A 21,775-nucleotide genomic window follows, 5' to 3' on the forward strand; every position below is an offset into this window, starting at 1 on the left:
AGTTTTTTTTTCAATCTTATTGCGTTAAACAAACAAAAACCATTAAAAATAAACACGTTATATATTTTTTTATGCGTATCACCACTGCGTCAAGCTGGTAGAAAATCAGTCATCGCGTGAGTTGATCAGGATCCACACACATGGTTATCCACAGAATCTGTGGGTAACCGCTTAGAGCCCTCTCATAATCGGCCGTATAAAAAGTCAAGATAAAATTAGCCGCCATGCTTAATCAATCGCCACTATGGTGTTTTTATCATCGTCGATGGCTAGCTTTTCAGCAGTCGATTGAAAAGATAGATTTTATTGCTTTTCATCAGTTGACACCTTTCAAGGCGCTCGCTAACATTCGCTCCGTTCTCAAGGCAATTCCCCCTTAGTTCAGTTGGTAGAACGGCGGACTGTTAATCCGTATGTCGCAGGTTCGAATCCCGCAGGGGGAGCCACTATCTTGAGACCTCACAGAACACAATAGCAACACAATTCCCCCATAGTTCAGTTGGTAGAACGGCGGACTGTTAATCCGTATGTCACTGGTTCGAGTCCAGTTGGGGGAGCCAAATTTATGTCCGATGGCAAATTTAGTTCTTCAGACTAATCGTTCCGCAATGCGGAATATGTCACTGGGCTGGGCGCCCCCGATGAGTCCAGTTGGGGGAGCCAATTCTATGTCTCTCTTCTCCTTGACCTATCCTACTTTCTCCGTGATCTCATCACACACTCTTACCGTGATCGCACACGCTACGCTGCCACTACCCCTAGAATAAGGTACGCGTAAAGCGTCACTAACAGCTTACAGCGAGCCAAGCAAAAACCCTGCGTAATGGCGGTTGTTATAGCCGCTTCAAAGGTCGATAATAGGCAGATCACAAAAACATTAAATGATTAAACAGCATGGCTGAGTATTTGTTGCTACTGGTGGGCACAGTATTGGTCAATAACTTCGTACTGGTGGAGTTTTTGGGCTTGTGTCCATTCATGGGCGTATCAAAAAAACTGGAAACAGCAATTGGGATGGGGCTTGCCACAACCTTTGTGTTGACCTTGGCATCAGTGAGCTCGTATCTGGTTGAAACCTATATTCTGATCCCACTTGATCTCGGATACCTGCGTACACTGAGCTTTATCTTAGTGATTGCGGTGGTGGTGCAGTTCACGGAGATGGTGGTGCATAAAACCAGCCCAACACTGCACCGGCTATTGGGTGTATTTTTACCCTTGATCACCTCCAACTGCGCAGTGTTAGGCGTCGCTCTACTCAACGTTAAGCAACAGCACAGTTTTATCGAGTCGATTATTTATGGCTTTGGTGCGGCGTGTGGTTTCTCTTTGGTGCTGGTTTTATTCGCTGCAATGCGTGAGCGCATTGCGGCCGCTGACGTTCCGGCACCTTTTAAAGGCGCGTCCGTGGCGATGATTACTGCAGGATTAATGTCGCTCGCCTTTATGGGCTTTACAGGACTGGTGACTTTATCATGAGTGGAATAGTGATAGCGGTGATAGTGCTTGCCGCGCTTGCCGCCATATTCGGTGCAATTCTCGGTTTCGCCTCGATTCGCTTCAAGGTGGAGGCGGATCCGATTGTCGATCAAATTGATGCCATTCTGCCGCAAACGCAATGTGGCCAGTGCGGTTACCCTGGCTGTCGTCCCTATGCGGAAGCCATTGCCAATGGTGACGAGATTAACAAATGTCCACCAGGTGGTCAGCAAACCATTGAAAACTTGGCTGATTTGATGGGTGTCGAAGCGACCGAACTCGCCCACGATGAAGAAAAAAGTATCAAAACCGTTGCCTTCATTCATGAAGAAGATTGCATTGGCTGCACTAAATGCATTCAGGCCTGTCCGGTCGATGCCATTGTGGGCAGCACCAAAGCGATGCATACCGTGATCGAGCAAGATTGTACTGGGTGTGATTTATGTGTCGCCCCCTGTCCGACCGACTGTATTGAAATGATCCCCGTTCAGGACACGCCCGAAACCTGGAAATGGAAGCTTGAACAAATTCCCGTTGTAGATGTTACTGAGAGTCAGAGAGCACGCGCCTGATGGACAGCCTTATCGAACAAATAAAACATGGCCAGATCTGGGATTTCCATGGTGGCATTCATCCGCCTGAGCATAAAACCCAGTCGAATCAGGGGGCCATTTTAGAAAAGATTCTCCCTACCGAGCTTGTTATACCGCTCAAGCAGCATATTGGCAGTAAGGGCAAACTATGCGTGAGCCAGGGCGATCAGGTATTCGCGGGACAAGCCCTCACTGAGACAGATATTCAACAATGTGTGCCGGTACATGCACCGACATCAGGCACCGTGATTGCTATCGAAGATAGAACCATTGCGCATCCCTCAGGCTTGTCCGACCGTTGCGTGGTCATTCAGCCCGATGGCAAAGATACGTGGAGACCTAAGCCTGCCCTACCGGCCTATCAAACTCAGCCGCCCGAGCAATTGATCGATCATATCCGGTCTATGGGCATTGCGGGAATGGGAGGCGCAGGCTTTCCAACCGCAAGAAAGCTACAAAGTGGCTTGGCCAGAACAGAAGCCCTTATCATCAACGCCGCAGAATGTGAGCCTTATATCACCGCCGACGATCGGCTGATGCAAGATTGCGCCGATGAAATCGTCGCAGGGATACAGATTCTTAATCACATTGTTAAGCCTAAGCTGACCGTGATTGGCATTGAAGATAATAAACCAGAGGCTATCGCGGCGCTTAAAGCTGCGGTGAAAGCCGTCGATGAGGACATACTCATCCAGGTAGTCCCTACCAAGTATCCATCTGGCGGTGAAAAGCAACTGATTCAAATCATTACCGGGAAAGAAGTCCCTGCCAAAGCCTTTCCCGCTAGTATTGGCGTGCTGATGCAAAACATCGGGACCATCTATGCGATCAAACGTGCCGTGTTAGATGGCGAGCCGCTGATTAAGCGTGTGGTCACCTTGACTGGGAAAACGCTCAAAACCCAGCAAAATCGGTGGGCGCTTCTCGGCACGCCAATTGGCGAGCTGTTGGAACACCATGGCTATAAGGCAGAGAAAAAACAGCCACGGGTGATCATTGGTGGCCCGATGATGGGCTTTACCGTCCCACACGCACAAGTGCCGGTAACCAAAACCACTAACTGTGTGCTGGTGCCAACGCGCAAGGAAATAGCGCCTGCCAAGCAAGAAATGGCCTGCATTCGTTGCAGTGCCTGTGCCGATGTTTGTCCCGCTCACCTTTTACCTCAGCAATTGCAGTGGTATGCCAAAGATCAGGACTACGACAAGTGCCAAGACTATGATCTCTTCGATTGTATTGAATGCGGCGCTTGTGCCTATGTGTGTCCCAGTGAAATCCCGCTGGTGCAATACTATCGCCAGGCCAAAGCGGAAATTCGTGAAATTGAAGCGGAAAAAGAAGCCGCGGAGCGCGCGCGTCAGCGCTTTGAAGCCAAAAAAGCGCGCATGGAACGTGAAAAGCAGGAGCGAGAAGAAAAACATCGCAAAGCCGCGGAGCGTCGCAAAAAAGCCGCGCAACAAAACACGGGCTCCGATGATGCGCTTAACGCTGCAGTGGAGCGGGTGAAGGCGAAAAAAGCCGCGCAGTCGGCATCGAGCGATGTCAAACCTGCCGTGGCGGCGGCAATCGCCCGAGCGAAAGCGAAACAGGCCGAAGCGGCGCAAGCAGGCAGTGATGAGCCAGACAACAGTGAAATGATGAAGTTGCGTGAGGAGCGCAAACGGCAAGCACGTGAACGTAAGGCGGCCAAAGAGGCGCAAAAAGCCTCAGAGGCCACCGATTCACAGGCAACCCCCAACACCGATAGCCAAGACGGCAAGAAGGACGCCGTCGCCGCCGCGGTTGCCCGCGCCAAAGCACGTAAAGCGGCGCAGCAAGGCGACACCAAGGCACAATCTGCAACAGCTGCCGATACGTCATCCGATGCTGCGAACACCGCGCCGGCAGCTGACGAGGCTAACGACAAAAAAGCCGCCGTCGCGGCCGCCGTTGCCCGCGCCAAAGCGCGTAAAGCGGCGCAGCAAGGCGACACCAAGCCACAACCTGAGACGGCTGCCGATACGCCATCCGACGCTGCAGACACCGCGCCGGCAGCTGACGAGGCTAACGACAAAAAAGCCGCCGTCGCGGCCGCCGTTGCCCGCGCCAAAGCGCGTAAAGCGGCGCAGCAAGGCGACACCAAGGCACAATCTGCAACAGCTGCCGATACGTCATCCGACGCTGCAGATACCTCGCCGGCAGCTGACGAGACTAACGACAAAAAAGCCGCCGTCGCGGCCGCGGTTGCCCGCGCCAAAGCGCGTAAAGCGGCTCAGCAAGGCGACACCAAGCCACAACCTGCAACAGCTGCCGATACGCCATACGATGCTGCAGACACCGCGCCGGCAGCTGACGAGGCTAACGACAAAAAAGCGGCTGTCGCCGCCGCGGTTGCCCGTGCCAAAGCGCGCAAAGCGGCGCAGCAAGGCGACACCAAGCCACAACCTGAGACGGCTGCCGATACGTCATCCGACGCTGCGGACACCACACCGGCAGCTGACGAGGCTAACGACAAAAAAGCCGCTGTCGCCGCCGCGGTTGCCCGTGCCAAAGCACGTAAAGCGGCACAACAATCACAAGAAGATAAGGAATAACCCACGTGGCGTTTTTCATCGCAAGTTCACCACACGCCCACAACAAACGTTCCACCAGCCATCTTATGCTGACGGTGCTCCTCTGTGCCCTACCCGGTTTGGCCGCACAGTGGTATTTCTTCGGCTGGGGCGTGCTGGTTCAATTAACCTTGGCAGTTATCACGGCATGGTCAACCGAAGCGCTGGTGATGCGGCTACGACGTCGTTCCGTAATGGCTTACCTGCGTGACAACAGTGCCCTTCTCACCGCGTTTTTATTGGCGGTCGCGATCCCGCCGATGGCACCTTGGTGGGTGATCGTCATAGGTACCGCGTTTTCGATTATTGTTGCCAAGCATATCTACGGCGGATTAGGACAGAACCTCTTCAATCCTGCCATGGTTGGCTATGTGGTACTGCTCATCGCTTTTCCAGTGCAAATGACCACCTGGTTACCACCGGAGAGTCTCGCCACCCATAGCTTGACCATTGCCGATACGCTCGCGGCAATTTTTGGCGGCTATACCTTAGATGGCTTTAGCATCAACCAATTGCGTATGACCGTGGATGGCGCCACCATGGCGACACCTCTGGATACGATAAAAACCGCACTGGCCGGCGGCCAAACTGTGAGTGAAGCCTTGCAGCAGCCCATTTTCTCAGCGCTAGGCGGTAAAGGTTGGGCGTGGGTCAACACGCTTTATCTCCTCGGCGGTTTGGTGCTGATCCAACGTGGCATTATCAATTGGCATATTCCGGTCGCGGTACTCGCCGCCTTACTTGCATGCTCATTGCTCGGCCACCTGATCGCGCCGGATCAACTCGCCTCGCCTCTGATCCATTTGTTATCCGGTGCCACCATGCTCGGGGCATTTTTTATCGCCACCGATCCGGTTTCTGCTTCCACGACCGACCGTGGCCGCTTATGGTTTGGGGGCCTGATTGGCGTATTGGTCTATTTAATCCGTACGTGGGGCGGCTACCCTGATGGGATCGCATTTGCGGTGATCATTGCCAACTTGTGCGTCCCTTTGATTGATTATTACACCAAGCCAAGAACGTATGGGCATGCCACAAACCGTGCAGAGAAGAAGTCAAAATCATGATTGAGACCATAAAAAAACATGGGGGCATTCTCGCAATCGCTGCCCTCTTGTCGACAGCACTGGTTGCGGTCACTCACGCACTGACCGAAGACACCATTAAAGAGCAGCAGCAAATTCAATTATCAAAGGCGCTCAATCAGGTGATCCCTGAAGACAGGCACGATAATGCACTGCATCAAAGCTGTCGCCTTGTCGAAAATAAGGACGCCTTGGGGACCGATGACGCGCTGCCTTTTTATGTTGCCACCCTCAACGGTGAGGTCAGCGCCGTTGCCATCCAAGCCATCGCCCCTAATGGCTACAATGGTGCTATCAAGGTCTTGATCGGTATGGACGCGACTAGTCACCAGGTGCTGGGCGTAAGGGTTCTCGAGCATAACGAAACCCCGGGGCTGGGTGATAAAGTGAGCTTGCGGGTGTCAGATTGGATCCATAGCTTTAGCGGCAAAACCGTCACCAGTGAGGGTGATGCGCGCTGGGCGGTGAAAAAAGACGGCGGGCAGTTTGATCAGTTTACCGGTGCCACCATTACCCCGCGCGCGGTTGTCGGCGCCGTCAAAAAGGCGGCTTGGTTTGTGAGTCAACGCCAAGAAGCGCTGATCAACCAACCAGTTAATTGCGGAGGAGCGTCATGAATAGCGCCCACAAAGAGCTAATGAAAAATGGCTTGTGGAGTAATAACCCAGCGTTTGTGCAGTTATTGGGGCTGTGTCCACTTTTGGCGGTATCCGCTACCGTCACCAATGCACTTGGCCTAGGGGTCGCCACCTTGGCCGTACTCGTTGGCTCTAATTTAATTGTGTCACTGATCCGAGACTGGGTACCTAAAGAGGTACGGATTCCTATTTTCGTGATGGTGATTGCTTCACTGGTGACCTGCGTGCAACTGGTCATGAATGCGTATGCTTACGGCCTTTATCAATCACTGGGGATTTTTATCCCCTTGATTGTCACCAACTGTATTATCATCGGCCGTGCCGAAGCCTTTGCCTCCAAAAATCCTGTTGGTTTGTCAGTGAGCGATGGTTTTTGGATGGGCACTGGCATGACAGCAGCCTTGGTGGTACTCGGCGCTATTCGCGAAATCATCGGCAATGGCACCTTGTTTGATGGCGCCGACCTCTTGCTCGGTGATTGGGCTGCCGCACTGCGGATTGAAATTTTTCAATTCGACACCAAGTTTCTACTAGCGATATTGCCACCAGGCGCGTTTCTCGCGGTCGGCTTTCTGATCGCGTTGAAGAACATCATTGATACACACCTTGCCAGTAAAACAGAAAAAGACGATAAGCCGGTGATTGAGCGCGCACGGGTGACGGGTAATCAGTGATCGACAGGATAGGGTAAATGAATAAAGAAAAACGACGACAAATTCTGGAGCGCCTGCGCGATAACAACCCGAATCCGCAAACGGAGCTCAATTGGTCAACCCCTTTCGAGTTATTGATCGCGGTGTTACTGTCTGCGCAAGCGACCGATGTGAGTGTCAATAAAGCCACCGATAAGCTGTATCCAGTGGCCAATACGCCCGAAGGGCTACTGGCATTGGGCGTGGATGGGGTGAAGTCCTATATCAAAAATATTGGCCTGTTTAATTCCAAAGCCGAGAACGTGATTAAAACTTGCCGCGCCTTGATTGAACAACACCATGGCGAGGTACCAGAAAGTAGAGAGGCGCTAGAAGCCCTGCCCGGCGTGGGACGCAAAACCGCCAATGTGGTACTCAACACCGCGTTTGGTTGGCCCACCATCGCTGTCGATACCCACATCTTTCGCGTGTCCAATCGTACCAAGTTCGCGATGGGTAAAAACGTCAATGACGTAGAAGAAAAACTGATCAAGGTGGTGCCGAAAGAATTTAAGGTCGATGTGCACCACTGGCTAATTCTGCATGGACGCTATACCTGCCTCGCACGAAAACCTCGCTGTGGCAGTTGCATCATTGAAGATTTATGTGAGTACAAAGAAAAAGTTTATCCAGATAGCTAACGCCATCGAGGGCGAGCACTGGCAAGCAAAAAAGGAGCAACGTCATGTCAAACGGCAGAATTCTACACACTATGATCCGCGTCGGTGATCTAGACCGTGCTATCAAGTTTTACACCGAAGTAATGGGAATGCGTTTGTTACGCACCAATGAAAATGAGCAGTACAAATATAGCCTCGCGTTTGTCGGCTATAGCGACGAATCAGAAGGTGCCGTGATTGAGCTGACCTATAACTGGGGTGAAAGCGAGTACGATCACGGTAACGCCTTTGGCCATATCGCGATCGGTGTGGATGATGTTTACGCGACCTGTGATCAAATCCGCCAAGCGGGTGGCAACATCACCCGTGAGCCAGGCCCAGTCAAAGGCGGTAGTACTGAAATCGCGTTTGTTACTGACCCTGATGGTTACAAGCTCGAGCTGATTCAGAACAAAAGTGCCTCTGCGGGCCTGAACGGCTAACACAGCAAGACAGGTCAAAATGAAAAGCCCGGCGTACGAGATGCCGGGCTTTTTTGTGCTGTCTTTGTTTTATCGCCGCATGTGCTGTCTGTGATAACGTCTGCGGCTATCGTCTACAACAAAGTTCTTCCCAACGAAATCACCACACGGCGGTTTTTGCTGCGTCCAATCGGGTTATCGTTGTCGGCAATCGGGCGACGTTCGCCATAAGCCTCAACGGTAATTCTATCTTCAGGCAAGCCCAGCGAGGTGAAGTAGTCGCGCAATTTCTTCGCCCGCCGCTCCGACATTTGCTGGTTGGCTTCACGGGTGCCTCGTGCATCTGAATAGGTCGCCACTAACACCAAATCGATATCGTCGCTGTAACGAACAAACTCGGCTATCTGCGTGAGTCGCTGGCGGCTGGCTTTGGTCAACTCATCGCTATTTTCTTGGTAGCGCAACACCGTAAAAGAAATATCCTCAAACGCATAAGGCAAAAGCTTATTCAGACATCGGCTGAATTCATTATATGGCGAGCCAAATGCTACCGCCGACAAGGCCACATCTACCTGCTGCCGCTGACGCCGCCAATCTTTAAAGCTAAATGTCGGGAAGCGACCTGCCTCTAACTCACTCAGCATCGCCCAAGCCGTTTGACCGCCCACATAACCATTGAATTGCTTGAAAAATTTGAGCTGGTCCATATAACGTGCGGGTTCACCGGGCATCCAGTCAGCGGGCATGGAAAGCAGCGACACCTGCGCGGTCTCACCCATGGGCCGCTGCATATCGAGTGAGAAATCGAGATTCATGTCTTTGCTCGCCCGCGACGTAAACGAGGCCTGCCCGTACCCTGGCACGTCATGCTCTAGCCGGCACTCGATTGGCGTATCAATCGTCACTGTCCAGTTTGACTCCCCCAAGGATGCCACGTACTGCTTGTTGGCAGACGCTTGGTTGGGCAGAAGCAGACCAACACATGACAACACCACCACTGAGGTAAAGCGCCATTTTATTAAATCAACAGGACAAAACGCCATTACAGACTCCGTACGTCGCGTGATTCTGTCTTCACGCACAGTTTACTGCTTGCAAGGTTGCGTACGTCACCGCTAGGACAGTGACCGAAACATGACTAAGACACAAACAAATGATTATAAAGTTATCGACGCGTGACACGCCGACTTTAGCTTAACGCCACTATTTGCGATAATCACGCTTTTCTTATTGTTAGTAAAGTGACATCAGCATGAGCCAAGCAAGTGATCCAAACAGTCTCAAAGCCCGATTCCGTGGTTATTTCCCTGTCGTTGTCGACGTTGAGACAGCCGGCTTCAATGCCCAAACCGATGCACTGCTAGAAATATGTGCCGTGACACTAAAAATGGATGAGCAGGGCTGGCTAATGCCAGACAAAAAGCTGCACTTTCATGTCACCCCTTTTGAAGGCGCTAACCTCGAGCCAGCCGCTCTAGAGTTCACCGGCATCCGTGACCCTTATAGCCCACTACGTGGCGCGGTTGATGAGGGCGAGGCCTTGCGGGAAATCTTCAAGCTGATCCGTAAAGAGCAAAAAGCAGCGGAATGCCAACGCACCATTATGGTCGCCCACAATGCCAATTTCGATCATAGCTTTGTAATGGCCGCCGCCGAGCGGGCAAAGCTCAAGCGTAACCCGTTCCACCCTTTCGCCACCTTTGATACCGCCGCCCTGAGTGGACTGGCGCTCGGGCAAACGGTATTGGCTAAAGCCTGCCAAACGGCGCAGATCCCGTTCGATAATAAAGAGGCGCATAGTGCACTCTACGATACCGAGCGCACCGCTGAGCTATTCTGTGAAATCGTCAATCGTTGGAAACGTTTAGGCGGTTGGCCACTTCCCTCCACCTCGGAGAGCACAGCGTCCCCCTCTACCTAATCACGCTGATGTAAAGACCACATGCGTGCAGCCAGGTCGGCGACAACGCAACCTTTGCGTTGCGACCGACCCTGGTTAATTGACGCCAAACGTATTCACAAACCACAAAAAGTTCCGCTTAGACTTGTTAACAATTTGTTTGCGGTCACATTTTTGTGATCTTCTTTTGACCTTTATTTGGCGATCAGACTAACCACTATTAAACAGGCACATAAGGAGTGAGCGACAAAATAAAAATGTAAAAATCACGTTAAATAGGGGTTGAGCATAGTTATTAGGCAAATAGAGTTTTTACTTAAAACAGCCGATAGAAACATTGCTAGCCTAACCAGGTGAAATATTGTGTTACCCGTTTTGAAACCAACCTTTAACAAACGTGAAATTGGTGCCACTATTGAACCTGTAGAACATCCGACCACTTCTCACGCCCACGTAAGATGGGCACTGAAGCGGCGGCCCCAAAGAACAAGAAGCTAATTAACAAAGGAGTGAGGCGCGTTATGTCATCACTATTTAAAAAATCGCTAGTGGCAACCAGTTTATCTTTGTTAGCCGTGCAAGCACACAGTGCCGGCTTCCAAGTATCAGAAACCTCGGTATCCGGTTTGGGGCGTGCTTTTGCCGGTGAAGCCGCTATCGCAGATAATGCCGCAGTGGGTGCGCGCAACGCCGCTGCCCTAACCCGTTTTAACACCACCGCGTTCTCGGGCGGCTTAAGCATCATTGACCCAGATGTGCATGCGGATGTGGAGGCAACTTCACCACTCACAACGGACGCAAAAGATATTGCTCCGACTGAGTATGTGCCTAACATCCATATCATTCAGCCAATTGATGATAAATTAGCGGTGGGTTTCTCTGCCTTCTCCAATTTTGGCCTATCAACCGACTATCCGAAAGATTTTCATGCCGGTTCCATTGCGGGGTCAACCGAACTCGTGACCATGAATTTCAATCCTAATATTGCCTACAAGCTTAATGATCAGTGGAGCATCGGTGCCGGTATCAGTGCTATTTATGCCGATGCAGAACTTAAGCGTCAGAAAGGGGCTCTCAGCTTACAAAATCCGCCTAATGGTTTGGGAGGTAATGCCAGTGATCAAGTAGCAAAGCTAACCGGCGATGGTTGGGGATTCGGCTGGAATCTTGGCTTGCTGTGGGAAGTTAATGAAGATAACCGATTCGGTTTAACTTACCGTTCGCAAACAGACGTGACGCTTGATGGCAAGTTTACAGATGGCTTACCTGCACTGGCGGGTGGTCCAACTGGAGGAGGCCCTGGGACTGAAGTGGATGGTGAGTTGGAACTTAATTTACCTGAAATCATCGAGTTCTCTGGCTTTCATCAGTTAAACCAACAAATCGCAGTTCATTATAGTGCCATGTACACTGGTTGGGATAGCCTAAAAGAGCTGAAAGCAACGGGTTCAGGGTGCTCTGCCAATAACAATGTATGTTTCCAAAAAGAAGAAGACTGGGACAACAGCTGGCGTTATGCGCTGGGTGCCACCTACACCATGGATGAGCAATGGGCGTTCCGCGCCGGTTATGCCTATGATGAAAGTCCAGTACCTGCAGAAAAACGTACGCTAAGCATTCCTGACTCAGACCGTCACTGGTGGAGCTTAGGCACAACCTATACGGCGAACGAAAATCTGTCGGTTGACCTCGGTTTCGCTTACTTAGACGGTGATCAAGTTGATGGTACGGAAGCACTAACTAGTACGACCTCATCTGATACTGATTTCTCAGCTGGTGGCGATGCTTATATCTATGGTTTGCAGCTGAACTACTTGTTCTAAGCCCTGCAACTTAGCCATCACCCAACAAGTCGGCCTACATAGGCCGGCTTTTTTCGATCTATGTTCTGCCCTGAATGACATTAGAAGCGATTGCTGGCCGCTAAGCAGGCCCTCCGCGCCAAGGACGGCGCGGCGGAGCCCCCAGGGATGGGTTCACGGTGTGCCTGCGAGTGGCCTGCAATTGCTCCCCCACACCACTGCTCTTCACACCACTAGCATTTGCAGCCGTCCCTTTTTGCCTACTTTACTGGTCGCGAATTGCAGCAACGCTGACAAGCATGAAAGAAAGTAACCAAAAAAACCGATTACCCCTCGACACGGACAAAATTTTGCGCAAACTGGGTAGCTTAATTACAAAACCATAGATAATCCCTGCAGTGAAGCTGCAGTCACCACACCCATAACAGGAATGTTTAATGAACCCGGTAGTCATTTCAGTCTGCGTCATGCTGGCATTGGCGCTTATGCGTGTAAATGTCGTTGTCGCGCTCACGTTCAGCGCCGTCCTTGGTGGCTTGGTCGGTGGTCTTAGTATTTCCGACACCATTAGTGCCTTTGAGGGCGGACTGGGTGGCGGCGCCACCATTGCCCTGAGCTATGCGATGCTCGGCACCTTTGCGGTCGCTATCAGCCGTTCTGGGATCACGGATGTGCTTGCGCACTCGGTGATCCGCAAGTTAAACGCGCGTCCCACCGATGCCAATACCGCCACCTTTAAATACGTTGTTTTAGTCCTATTAGGCCTGTTAGCGATTTCGTCGCAAAACGCAATCCCGGTCCACATTGCCTTTATTCCCATTGTGATCCCCCCTCTATTGCATGTGTTCCAACGCTTAAAGCTCGACCGTCGATTGGTCGCCTGTGTACTCACCTTTGGCTTAATCATGCCGTATATGGTGTTACCGGTCGGTTTTGGCGGCATCTTTTTGAACAACATTTTGCTCAAAAATCTCAATGACAATGGTCTCGATGTGGTCGCAAGCCAAGTCCCTACCGCGATGTTATTGCCTGCAGCGGGTATGGTCGTTGGTCTGCTGGTCGCCACCTTTATCAGCTACCGTCAGCCTCGCCAATACAGTGAAAAAGACGTACTCAGCGCTGAGCCGGAAAACCAAGGCATTCAATCGCGCAACTTGTGGGTCGCCGCGATTGCGATTGTTGCCGCGCTAAGTGTTCAGCTGATGGCCGGCTCAATGATTGTGGGCTCGTTGGCTGGCTTTATGGTGTTTACCTTTGGTGGCGTGATCCGCTGGAAAGACACCCAAGATGTGTTTACCAAAGGCGTGCACATGATGGCGATGATTGGCTTTATCATGATCACCGCCGCGGGCTTTGCCGCCGTCATGAAAGCGACAGGGGGTGTCGAGTCCTTGGTCGCGTCGCTGTCTGGCTCCATTGGTGAGAATAAGCCACTGGCGGCTTTTCTAATGTTGGTGGTGGGTCTACTGGTCACCATGGGGATTGGCTCGTCCTTCTCGACCATTCCCATTATCGCGACGATTTACGTGCCCCTCTCACTGGCATTTGGTTTTTCACCGATGGCAACAATTGCGTTGGTAGGCACGGCAGCCGCGTTGGGCGACGCAGGCTCGCCAGCGTCAGACTCCACCTTGGGCCCCACGTCCGGGCTGAATGCCGATGGTCAGCACGAACACATTTGGGATACGGTCGTCCCCACCTTTATTCATTACAATTTGCCATTAATTGCGTTTGGCTGGCTCGCGGCCATGGTGCTCTAAGCGGGGGCGCCAAACAAACGTAACGCGCGATTTCACGCACCGATGAATACAAAAAGCCACGTCCAAGACGTGGCTTTTTCAAGGCCTGTCACATCAGTAACCGCGTTATTCGTTTTCGCTCGCATCACGGCGCTCGGCCGCTTCTTTGACCAGTGGCTGTAGCTCACCTTTTTGGAACATTTCCAGAATGATGTCACAACCACCGACTAATTCACCATCAACCCAAAGTTGTGGAAAGGTTGGCCACTGCGCGTATACAGGCAGCTCTGCGCGAATATCTGGGTTTTGTAATACATCCACGTATGCAAACTTTTCACCACACGACATAAGCGCTTGAGAGGCTTGTGACGAAAAACCACAGCTTGGCAGTTTTGGCGACCCTTTCATGTAAAGCAGAATCGCATTTTCTTCGATTTGCTGCTTGATTTTGTCCGTTGTTTCCATTGCTTCCTCGAACACTGTCTGTGAATCTTGTCTTGATTCTACTGGTTAACAAGCCGGAAAAAAATGCCTAAATCTTTTGTGGGATTAGGCATAAAAATTTTACCGCGATCCTTTTAATAAAGTAAAAACTTGCTAAACTACACTGAGCAAAACGAAAATAGTAGCCACACCCGATGCTTAGGTGATGTATGGTTCGTGTGATAATTGATGACAAACCATACGCTTGAGCGCCGGTGATGGACTACAGGAAGCACTCTCACGATAAAAACGGAGATATAAGCAATGTCATTCCAACTACCAGAACTCCCGTTCGCAAAAGATGCACTAGAACCACATATCTCAAAAGAAACCTTGGACTATCACTACGACAAGCACCACAACACCTATGTCGTGAAGCTTAATGGTCTGATTGAAGGGACTGATTTTGAAGGTAAGTCACTCGAAGAGATCATCAAAAACTCTTCAGGCGGCGTATTCAACAATGCCGCGCAAGTGTGGAACCACACCTTCTACTGGCACTGCCTAAGCCCTAACGGTGGCGGCGAGCCTACTGGTGACGTTGCAGACGCAATCACGAAAGCCTTTGGCTCTTTTGACGAGTTTAAAACTCAATTCACCAACGCAGCAGTCACCAACTTCGGCTCTGGCTGGACGTGGCTGGTGAAAAAAGCTGATGGTTCAGTGGCGATCGTCAACACCTCAAACGCTGAAACCCCACTGACTCACGACGGTGAAACACCACTACTAACTGTGGACGTTTGGGAGCACGCTTACTACATCGATTATCGCAACGTGCGTCCAGACTATCTGGCTGCCTTCTGGAAGCTGGTTAACTGGGACTTTGTGGCGAAAAACTTCGCGGGCTAAGTCAGCTTACGAAAAAATCTTGAAGAGTTAAGGAGGCGCCTATCGCCTCCTTTTTTGTGCGCGCTTGAAACGCTTGGCTAACCATGAAGAAAACCGGACATAAAAAAGCCGCCAACGCCGTTGACGGCTTGCAATGGTTATCGCTCAGTGATTAGTCTTGCGCTTTTTCCGACAAGATAATACGCAATGTACGACGCAGAGGCTCTGCCGCGCCCCACAGCAGCTGGTCACCCACGGTAAAGGCATTGAGGAAATCGTCACCCATTGCCAGTTTACGTAAACGACCCACAGGCACAGACATGGTGCCTGTCACTTTAGCCGGACTCAGATCCGTCATGGTCACATCGCGCTCATTAGGCACCACACTGACCCAGTCGTTATGTGATGCAATCATGTCTTCAATTTCATCCATTGGCACCGCTTTTTTCAGCTTAATGGTCAGTGCCTGACTGTGACAACGCATCGCCCCGACACGAACGCACGTACCGTCAATAGGGATCGGATTGTTGTCTAGCCCTAAGATCTTGTTGGTTTCAACCGAGGCTTTCCACTCTTCTTTGCTTTGACCATTGTCACGCTTCACGTCAATCCAAGGGATCAGTGAGCCAGCAAGCGGCACGCCAAAGTTGTCACTTGGGAAGTCGCTCGAGCGTAGGGTTTGCGCCACTTTGCGGTCAATATCCAGAATAGAGGTAGCAGGGCTGGCCAAATCGGTATTAACGGCATCGTTGATCACGCCCATTTGGCTGATCAACTCGCGCATATGCTTGGCGCCTGAGCCAGACGCAGCTTGGTACGTCTGGGCGGTCATCCACTCGACCAACCCGTTTTGGTACAAACCGCCCAAGCCCATCAACATTAAACTGACGGTACAGTTCCCCCCCACAAAGGTACGCGTGCCTTGATGAATACCCGCTTGGATTTGTTTGAAGTTAATCGGATCCAAGGTGATGATACTATCATCTGCCATTCGTAGTGATGACGCCGCATCAATCCAATAGCCTTTCCAACCTGATTCACGCAGCTTTGCGTAAACATCGTTGGTGTAGTCTCCGCCTTGGCAGGTGATAATAGCATCGAGGGTTTTTAGCATCTCAATGTCGTAAGCATCTTTTAAGGTGCCCGCATCCTTACCGTAGTTCGGTGCGTCGATACCCACTTGAGAGGTACTAAAAAAGACAGGTTCGATATGGTCGAAATCTTTTTCTTCTACCATACGCTGCATCAGCACCGATCCCACCATGCCGCGCCAGCCAACTAAACCTACTCGCATCATAATTTTCACACTCCATGTTGTGTGACCGTCGTATAAAGTTCGACAGTCAGTGAAAAAACGTTTTTGATACTAACACGTCTTTTCTCAGTCGTCAGGTTAGCCCCTTTTTCTGCTCAATTATCCACCATTTTTTAAACATTCCGTCACTGATCCCTTACTTGGTTTAACGTACATACGTCGAAAAACACTGCCCTCATACACATAAAAATCATTAATAAAAAACACGCAGGTAACCTTTGAAAAACACGGTAACAACAACTCATGATGACAATTAACTCAGCTCGCGTTTGACTCACATAAGCGACAAAAATGTTTCCCATCTCATTGTTCTGTTAGCTAGAGTATGACGCCTCACAAATGGAACAAAGGATACTGACACACGGACAGTGATGTGAGTTTGGTTGTTGCTAGTTGCATCGCTAAATCGCGCAGGGAGTAGTCGCGCAATCACAGACGATCCACCTTCCGATAATGATATTGATACGTTCGCCCTATCGGTTGTCACCGAGTGCGACGTGAAGAAGGTTCAGTTATGACAACACATCAAATTCGATTACCATCCATCGTTCAGGTCATTCTAGCGCTGGGTGCATTTTTGGCGCTCGCGTTTTCGTTTACCGCAAAACTCGATTTACCTATCCAACTGGCACTGTTTATTGGCTGGTTTGTGATCATGGGCTTGGGGCTCAAATTAGGCCATCAATATAAAGATCTTGAGTCGGCAGCGACCAAAGGCATTTCCAACGGCCTTGGCGCGGTGTTAATTCTCCTTTCCGTGGGCGCACTCGTGGGTACCTGGATTGCCGGCGGCATTGTCCCCACTATTATTTACTATGGTCTGAAAGCTATCCATCCTTCTATCTTCCTTTTAGCGACCATGTTGATTTGCTCGTTAACCGCTTTGGCGACGGGGACCTCTTGGGGCGCGGCGGGTACCGCGGGGATTGCGATGATGGGGATTGGCCAAGGCCTTGGGATCCCCGCGCCAATGACCGCGGGTGCGGTGCTCTCTGGCTGTTATTTCGGCGACAAAATGTCCCCGCTGTCTGATTCGGTGATCCTGGCTTCATCCATGTCAGGCGTGGAAATTGTCGAGCATATTAAAGGGATGCTTCCGATTGCGCTTATTAGCTACATAATTACCGGCATTCTATTTACCCTTGTGGGTTGGCACTACGCCGGCAATGTCGATATGAGCCAGGTAGAAATGGTGAAACAAGCGATGCAGGATCAGTTTGTGATCACCCCGATGTCATTTATCCCTGTACTCATCGTACTCGCGCTGCTCGCCATGCGCCTTCCATCCTTCCCGGTGATCAGCTTTGGCTCACTACTGGGCGTGGTGTGGGCAGTGATGTTGCAAGACATGGCTCCCGTTTCGGCGATTAACACCGCTTGGGCCCCCTTCTCTGTCGCATCAGGGGTAGATTTCATTGATGCCATTCTCAATCGTGGCGGCATGTCGTCGATGCTTGGGTCTGTGGCAGTGATTGTATTTGGTCTCGGCTTTGGCGGGTTACTGGAAAAAGTGGGCGTCCTCCATACTATCGCGAGCCTCTTTGAGCGTCGCGTCAACAGTGCTGGAAGCTTGGCCACCTCCACCATCGGCACAGCCTTTATGGGCAACATTTTTGGCTCAGCGATGTACGTGTCACTGATACTGACCCCCAAAATTTGTGCGAAAAACTACGACCGCTTGGGTTATCAGCGTAAGAACTTGTCACGTAACGCCGAGTTCGGTGGTACCTTGACATCCGGGATGGTGCCTTGGAGTGACAACGGCATTTATATGGCAAGCATCTTAGGGGTCGCCACCTTGTCGTATGCGCCGTTTATGTGGCTAAGCTTTGTTTGTATCGCTGTGACTATCGTGACCAGCTATATGGGTTGGTTTGTTGATAAAGTCGATCCAGCACAAACCGTGCAGACTGATGACGCTGCGACCCTAGACGCTCAGCCCGAGCGCGCATAAAAACGCCGATAAGGTTTTGTTGCGAACACGGCACGAGGCAAAGTAAAGAAACAAGCGGGACACCATCAGGTGTCCCGCTTTTTATCATCAAGATACCTGACCCAACCTCGGTCAATGAATTAGACCCTAGTCGTCATCTCGGCTCGACAAGCGGCGCTGAAGCTGGTCGCGCAAGTTCGGCGGCGTGCCTTTTATGGTCAGCGTATCTGTTTCTGGATCATAAAACACACGCTCCCCCAACAGCATGGCATCAAAGTTTACCGACAAACCGCCACCGGCCCCGACAAACTTGGTGAGCTTTCGCATCGTGGTTCTGTCAGCCGGGAACTGCTCTTCAAGCTCATACCCTTGCTGGTTAGCATACTGATAAAAGTCAGTGCCTTCGGGGGTGGCCGGCAACTCGCCCGCCAGCTCTTTCACCACCACCTCATCGCCCGCTTTAAGCTGATCATTACAATAATCAAAAACTTGCTTGCGATAGTTATTCTTTTCTTCCTTGTCGAGGCGAGCATCGTCGCAGTAGTCTTCTACCGCTTGCATCAGCACCTGGTTTTGCTGCTTGCTATCCATTCCCACTTCCGCTTGTAGAAAGTCGAGGAAGAAATCAGCGACTTTGCGCCCTACGCGACCTTTGATAAAGGAAAGGTAACGATTTGACTCGGCGTCCGTCTCCCAAGTCGATAAGTCAATGCGCGCAGCGATATCCATCTTGCTCACATCGAGATACTCGGTGGCATTTACCTCCAATTCATCGGTGACGCGTAAACTGTGCTTGGACTCAAGCACGCCGATAAACAGATAATCCGTCGCGAGCGCTCGGTAGTGCGCCATCACCAAGGTGCCGTTATCGGCAAAAGGGTATTTGGCTAGTTCAGCACGCAAGCGCTCCACCGCTTTTTCGGACAAGGCTTGAAAGTCGAGTTCACCGGTACGATAAGCCTTTAACCACTGCTGGAAGTCACTCTCGGTGTCAAACAAAGCAAACCCTTTGCCTGCTTTTGCATGATAAACCCGATGAATGTCTCCCATCAGGTTTTCGGTCTGCTCAGTCAGCGGCAACGGGCCGTCTCGAAGGTGAACGTTAAGCGAATCATCATCTTGCTTAACGATTTGATGCAATATTACGTTAGAAAGCGTGAGGGTCATGATTGAAAAGATTTTCAGTAAGACTAAAGTGTGAGTTATTATACGCTGCTTTGGTTTTAAGAAGAAAAGACGAATTTATGCCTGTAACTTCAAAATATGACGACGAGCAAGTGGAACGTATTATCAACGATGTTGTCAACGTGTTAGAGCAACACGATGCATCGACAGATTTATCGCTGATGGTGATCGGGAATGTCGCCACCAACATCCTTAATCACAATATCCCTGCCGCCCAACGCCAGGCATTTGCCGACAAGTTTGCCCAGGCATTAATGGCATCTATCGATAAGCAATAATGCATAAAGCAGCAGTCGCTAATAAGAGAAGAATAAATTTGTATGGTTGATAGCGGAACATCGTATCGTGACAAAGTATCCCAGCTTATCAGTTGGGGGCATTGGTTTAGCTTTTTTAACATCATTGCCGCTATGTTGCTGGGCACGCGCTACATCAGCCAATCGGGATGGCCTGAAACCCTATTAGGGCAAAGCTACTTGGTATTCAACTGGGTTGGACACTTTGGCTTTCTGGTGTTTGCGCTTTATATTCTGATTATTTTCCCGGCCAGTTTTCTTATCCCCTCCCAGCGGTTAATGCGACTGTTTGCCGTACTGGTTGCCACTGTCGGGATGATGGTGCTGCTGCTCGATATTTACGCCTACCAAACCCTGCACCTTCATCTTAACCCGCTGGTGTGGGAGCTGCTGTTAAGCGGCGAAAAAACCGATATGAATGCGCATTGGCAGTACTTGTTTATTGCCGTGCCTGCTATTTTTATCTTAGAGTTGATTATTGCCGAATGGGTGTGGCGCAAACTGCGTAAACTGACGCGTAAACGGATTGGTATCCCAGTGGCTACCGTCTTTGCGCTTTGCTTTATCTCTAGCCATCTTATCCATATTTGGGCGGACGCCTTCATATATAGCCCGGTCACTGCACAGCGCTCTACCTTCCCGGTCTCCTATCCGATGACTGCGAAAACCTTTATGGAAAAGTACGGCTTGCTCGACAGGCAAGAGTACCAACGTTTGCGTGAACAACGTGGACAAGAAACCAGCGAAGTGATCCGGTATCCCCTTCAGCCGCTTGCCTTTGCGCCGGATGCCAACAAATACCAGAAAAACTTACTGATGGTGATGGTAGAGGGACTGCGTGCGGACATGGTAAACCCAGTCACCATGCCTCACCTCCACCAGTTTGCTAATCAAAACCTGTGGTTTAAAAATCACTTTAGCAGCAGCAATGACGACATGGCGGGGTTGTTTGGCTTTTTCTACGGCTTGCCTGGCAGTTATGCGCAAAGCGCCCGTACCGAGGGGCTGCGTCCGGTACTGATAGAAACACTCAAACAGCGTGATTATCAACTGGGGTTGTTTAGTGGCGATCATTTTGCCAATCCCATTTATTATCAAAGTATTTTCAGCCAAGCGCTTGAACGCGATAGTCAATCGGACAAACCCGCTTGGCAAGCCGATGCCGAGGCCGTCAGCACGATGCAAAACTGGCTGGGAAGTCGCGAAACCGACAAGCCATGGTTTGGTTACCTAGAATTAGCAACCGTGAATGAATACGAGCAAGGTGGTGACTACCCACAGCCTTTTCAACCGGCACTGGATAGTGCCATGGCAGGGGTCGATACTCAGACAAGCTTGGTATTAAAAAACAGCTACAACAACGCCGCGCATTATGTCGATGACCAACTTGGCCGCTTGCTTGAGCACCTAGGCCAGTCAGGGCAATTGGACAATACCGTGGTGATGATTACCGCCAATCACGGGATGGAGTTTAACGAGACCGGACTCAACAGTTGGGGCTCAAACTCAAACTACAGCCGATATCAGTTACAAGTGCCCATGATTATGCATTGGCCCAACCAAAATGCGGAGCAAACTGCGCATTACAGTAGCCACCTAGATGTGGCCCCCACATTGATGGAATCCATGTTATCGGTCAGCTCTCCGGCGGAGACGTATAGCAGTGGAACCAACTTGTTCGAGCTTAAAAACCGTCCACGCAAGTGGGTGCTCGCCGGCGATAGCCGAGATATCGTGGTGGTACAACCGCAAAAAACCACCGTGGTGGATAAGTTTGGCAACTATAAGGTGTTTGATAAGCACTATACACCGCTGCCAGAGGGGAAACCGCAGTTGTCACTGCTGATGCAAGTGATGCATGAACTGAAACGCTTTTATTATCCCGAAGAGCCGTCGTCGTGATGAGCAAGAGGCAGAGTAAAATGTCACATCGCTACGGTGGGTTGACGCTTTAATAGCCAAACGGTTGAAAAACCGAAAAACAATGCCCCTTGGCAATTGACACCCACTAGGCCGATTCGTAATATAGCGCTTAGTCGGTCTGTAGCGCAGTCTGGTAGCGCACTGTCATGGGGTGTCAGGGGTCGCTGGTTCAAATCCAGTCAGACCGACCAATATTTAAGCCCACCGTTCAT

19 protein-coding genes and 3 tRNA genes are annotated in these 21,775 nt (G+C 50.8%); 18 read left to right on the forward strand and 4 right to left on the reverse strand.

Annotated features, from left to right (window positions below):
* Positions 1-370 precede the first annotated feature (370 nt).
* The 10 genes from FCN78_RS09090 to gloA all read left to right on the forward strand — a co-directional run bounded on the left by FCN78_RS09090 (position 371) and on the right by gloA (position 8,180).
* Positions 371-446, forward strand: a tRNA-Asn gene (locus FCN78_RS09090).
* A gap of 38 nt (positions 447-484) precedes the next feature.
* Positions 485-560 (forward strand) — tRNA-Asn (locus FCN78_RS09095).
* Between the two features lie 334 nt (positions 561-894).
* The gene (rsxA, locus tag FCN78_RS09100) at positions 895-1,479 is read left to right on the forward strand and encodes an electron transport complex subunit RsxA (RefSeq protein ID WP_046075315.1); all 585 of its coding nucleotides are present in this window, start codon (positions 895-897) and stop codon (positions 1,477-1,479) included.
* The gene (gene rsxB / locus FCN78_RS09105) at positions 1,476-2,051 is read left to right on the forward strand and encodes an electron transport complex subunit RsxB (protein WP_077484805.1); all 576 of its coding nucleotides are present in this window, start codon (positions 1,476-1,478) and stop codon (positions 2,049-2,051) included. Before rsxA ends, rsxB begins: the two co-directional genes overlap by 4 nt.
* Positions 2,051-4,645, forward strand: coding sequence for an electron transport complex subunit RsxC (gene rsxC, locus FCN78_RS09110; protein WP_137317900.1), 2,595 nt, complete (start codon positions 2,051-2,053; stop codon positions 4,643-4,645). Before rsxB ends, rsxC begins: the two co-directional genes overlap by 1 nt.
* Positions 4,646-4,650: 5 nt before the next feature.
* Positions 4,651-5,730: an electron transport complex subunit RsxD gene (gene rsxD, locus FCN78_RS09115; protein ID WP_077659624.1), complete on the forward strand. Its 1,080-nt coding sequence runs from the start codon at positions 4,651-4,653 to the stop codon at positions 5,728-5,730.
* Positions 5,727-6,365: an electron transport complex subunit RsxG gene (rsxG, locus tag FCN78_RS09120; RefSeq protein ID WP_077521145.1), complete on the forward strand. Its 639-nt coding sequence runs from the start codon at positions 5,727-5,729 to the stop codon at positions 6,363-6,365. Before rsxD ends, rsxG begins: the two co-directional genes overlap by 4 nt.
* Positions 6,362-7,060, forward strand: a complete 699-nt coding sequence (locus FCN78_RS09125; protein WP_077607675.1) for an electron transport complex subunit E — start codon at positions 6,362-6,364, stop codon at positions 7,058-7,060. The genes rsxG and FCN78_RS09125 overlap by 4 nt, the downstream gene beginning before the upstream one ends.
* A gap of 17 nt (positions 7,061-7,077) precedes the next feature.
* Positions 7,078-7,719, forward strand: a complete 642-nt coding sequence (nth, locus tag FCN78_RS09130) for an endonuclease III (protein WP_046075309.1) — start codon at positions 7,078-7,080, stop codon at positions 7,717-7,719.
* A 44-nt stretch (positions 7,720-7,763) separates the two neighbouring features.
* Positions 7,764-8,180 (forward strand): lactoylglutathione lyase, encoded by a 417-nt coding sequence (gene gloA, locus FCN78_RS09135; protein WP_046075308.1) that lies wholly within the window; start codon positions 7,764-7,766, stop codon positions 8,178-8,180.
* Between the two features lie 113 nt (positions 8,181-8,293).
* Here the strand turns inward: gloA and motY are convergent, their stop codons facing one another.
* Complete coding sequence (motY, locus tag FCN78_RS09140) at positions 8,294-9,202, reverse strand: flagellar protein MotY (RefSeq protein WP_077456254.1); 909 nt, start codon at positions 9,200-9,202, stop codon at positions 8,294-8,296.
* A 209-nt stretch (positions 9,203-9,411) separates the two neighbouring features.
* Between motY and rnt the strand changes: the two genes are divergently transcribed.
* The 3 genes from rnt (at position 9,412) to FCN78_RS09155 (ending at position 13,621) form a co-directional block, all read left to right on the forward strand.
* Positions 9,412-10,080, forward strand: a complete 669-nt coding sequence (rnt, locus tag FCN78_RS09145) for a ribonuclease T (protein ID WP_069362007.1) — start codon at positions 9,412-9,414, stop codon at positions 10,078-10,080.
* A gap of 500 nt (positions 10,081-10,580) precedes the next feature.
* Positions 10,581-11,882, forward strand: coding sequence for an outer membrane protein transport protein (locus tag FCN78_RS09150; RefSeq protein WP_077659623.1), 1,302 nt, complete (start codon positions 10,581-10,583; stop codon positions 11,880-11,882).
* A gap of 416 nt (positions 11,883-12,298) precedes the next feature.
* The gene (locus FCN78_RS09155; protein ID WP_077521133.1) at positions 12,299-13,621 is read left to right on the forward strand and encodes a Na+/H+ antiporter family protein; all 1,323 of its coding nucleotides are present in this window, start codon (positions 12,299-12,301) and stop codon (positions 13,619-13,621) included.
* Between the two features lie 105 nt (positions 13,622-13,726).
* On the opposite strand, the gene grxD is transcribed toward FCN78_RS09155, so the two are convergent.
* Positions 13,727-14,065, reverse strand: coding sequence for a Grx4 family monothiol glutaredoxin (gene grxD, locus FCN78_RS09160; RefSeq protein WP_069362009.1), 339 nt, complete (start codon positions 14,063-14,065; stop codon positions 13,727-13,729).
* Positions 14,066-14,347: 282 nt separating this feature from the next.
* Here grxD and sodB point away from each other — a divergent pair, with 282 nt between their 5' ends.
* On the forward strand, positions 14,348-14,932 hold the full coding sequence (sodB, locus tag FCN78_RS09165; RefSeq protein ID WP_069362010.1) for a superoxide dismutase [Fe]: 585 nt from the start codon (positions 14,348-14,350) through the stop codon (positions 14,930-14,932).
* Between the two features lie 151 nt (positions 14,933-15,083).
* Here the strand turns inward: sodB and asd are convergent, their stop codons facing one another.
* Complete coding sequence (gene asd / locus FCN78_RS09170; RefSeq protein WP_106407198.1) at positions 15,084-16,205, reverse strand: aspartate-semialdehyde dehydrogenase; 1,122 nt, start codon at positions 16,203-16,205, stop codon at positions 15,084-15,086.
* A gap of 535 nt (positions 16,206-16,740) precedes the next feature.
* Here asd and nhaC point away from each other — a divergent pair.
* Entirely contained in the window at positions 16,741-18,180 is a 1,440-nt protein-coding gene (nhaC, locus tag FCN78_RS09175) for a Na+/H+ antiporter NhaC (RefSeq protein ID WP_077521128.1), read from the forward strand.
* 126 nt (positions 18,181-18,306) lie between these two features.
* On the opposite strand, the gene yejK is transcribed toward nhaC, so the two are convergent.
* A complete protein-coding gene (yejK, locus tag FCN78_RS09180) occupies positions 18,307-19,326 on the reverse strand; it encodes a nucleoid-associated protein YejK (protein WP_069362012.1) in 1,020 nt (339 codons plus the stop codon).
* Between the two features lie 77 nt (positions 19,327-19,403).
* On the opposite strand from yejK, the gene FCN78_RS09185 reads away from it, so the two are divergent.
* The 3 genes from FCN78_RS09185 (at position 19,404) to FCN78_RS09195 (ending at position 21,754) form a co-directional block, all read left to right on the forward strand.
* Positions 19,404-19,622 (forward strand): YejL family protein, encoded by a 219-nt coding sequence (locus FCN78_RS09185; protein ID WP_069362013.1) that lies wholly within the window; start codon positions 19,404-19,406, stop codon positions 19,620-19,622.
* 42 nt (positions 19,623-19,664) lie between these two features.
* Complete coding sequence (locus tag FCN78_RS09190; RefSeq protein WP_069362014.1) at positions 19,665-21,542, forward strand: DUF3413 domain-containing protein; 1,878 nt, start codon at positions 19,665-19,667, stop codon at positions 21,540-21,542.
* Positions 21,543-21,677: 135 nt separating this feature from the next.
* Positions 21,678-21,754 (forward strand) — tRNA-Pro (locus FCN78_RS09195).
* The last annotated feature ends 21 nt before the right edge of the window (positions 21,755-21,775 follow it).

The organism is Salinivibrio kushneri, from assembly GCF_005280275.1.
In the GTDB taxonomy this organism is placed as follows: domain Bacteria; phylum Pseudomonadota; class Gammaproteobacteria; order Enterobacterales; family Vibrionaceae; genus Salinivibrio; species Salinivibrio kushneri.

Bases quoted from the DNA above. Each gene is read 5' to 3' on its own strand.
- FCN78_RS09155 (WP_077521133.1), top strand. From the start codon at position 12,299: ATGAACCCGGTAGTCATTTCAGTCTGCGTCATGCTGGCATTGGCGCTT.
- FCN78_RS09190 (WP_069362014.1), top strand. From the start codon at position 19,665: ATGGTTGATAGCGGAACATCGTATCGTGACAAAGTATCCCAGCTTATC.
- FCN78_RS09185 (WP_069362013.1), top strand. From the start codon at position 19,404: ATGCCTGTAACTTCAAAATATGACGACGAGCAAGTGGAACGTATTATC.
- sodB (WP_069362010.1), top strand. From the start codon at position 14,348: ATGTCATTCCAACTACCAGAACTCCCGTTCGCAAAAGATGCACTAGAA.
- rsxA (WP_046075315.1), top strand. From the start codon at position 895: ATGGCTGAGTATTTGTTGCTACTGGTGGGCACAGTATTGGTCAATAAC.
- yejK (WP_069362012.1), bottom strand. From the start codon at position 19,326: ATGACCCTCACGCTTTCTAACGTAATATTGCATCAAATCGTTAAGCAA.
- rsxB (WP_077484805.1), top strand. From the start codon at position 1,476: ATGAGTGGAATAGTGATAGCGGTGATAGTGCTTGCCGCGCTTGCCGCC.
- nth (WP_046075309.1), top strand. From the start codon at position 7,078: ATGAATAAAGAAAAACGACGACAAATTCTGGAGCGCCTGCGCGATAAC.
- gloA (WP_046075308.1), top strand. From the start codon at position 7,764: ATGTCAAACGGCAGAATTCTACACACTATGATCCGCGTCGGTGATCTA.
- nhaC (WP_077521128.1), top strand. From the start codon at position 16,741: ATGACAACACATCAAATTCGATTACCATCCATCGTTCAGGTCATTCTA.
- rsxG (WP_077521145.1), top strand. From the start codon at position 5,727: ATGATTGAGACCATAAAAAAACATGGGGGCATTCTCGCAATCGCTGCC.
- FCN78_RS09150 (WP_077659623.1), top strand. From the start codon at position 10,581: ATGTCATCACTATTTAAAAAATCGCTAGTGGCAACCAGTTTATCTTTG.
- motY (WP_077456254.1), bottom strand. From the start codon at position 9,202: ATGGCGTTTTGTCCTGTTGATTTAATAAAATGGCGCTTTACCTCAGTG.
- FCN78_RS09125 (WP_077607675.1), top strand. From the start codon at position 6,362: ATGAATAGCGCCCACAAAGAGCTAATGAAAAATGGCTTGTGGAGTAAT.
- grxD (WP_069362009.1), bottom strand. From the start codon at position 14,065: ATGGAAACAACGGACAAAATCAAGCAGCAAATCGAAGAAAATGCGATT.
- asd (WP_106407198.1), bottom strand. From the start codon at position 16,205: ATGCGAGTAGGTTTAGTTGGCTGGCGCGGCATGGTGGGATCGGTGCTG.
- rnt (WP_069362007.1), top strand. From the start codon at position 9,412: ATGAGCCAAGCAAGTGATCCAAACAGTCTCAAAGCCCGATTCCGTGGT.
- rsxC (WP_137317900.1), top strand. From the start codon at position 2,051: ATGGACAGCCTTATCGAACAAATAAAACATGGCCAGATCTGGGATTTC.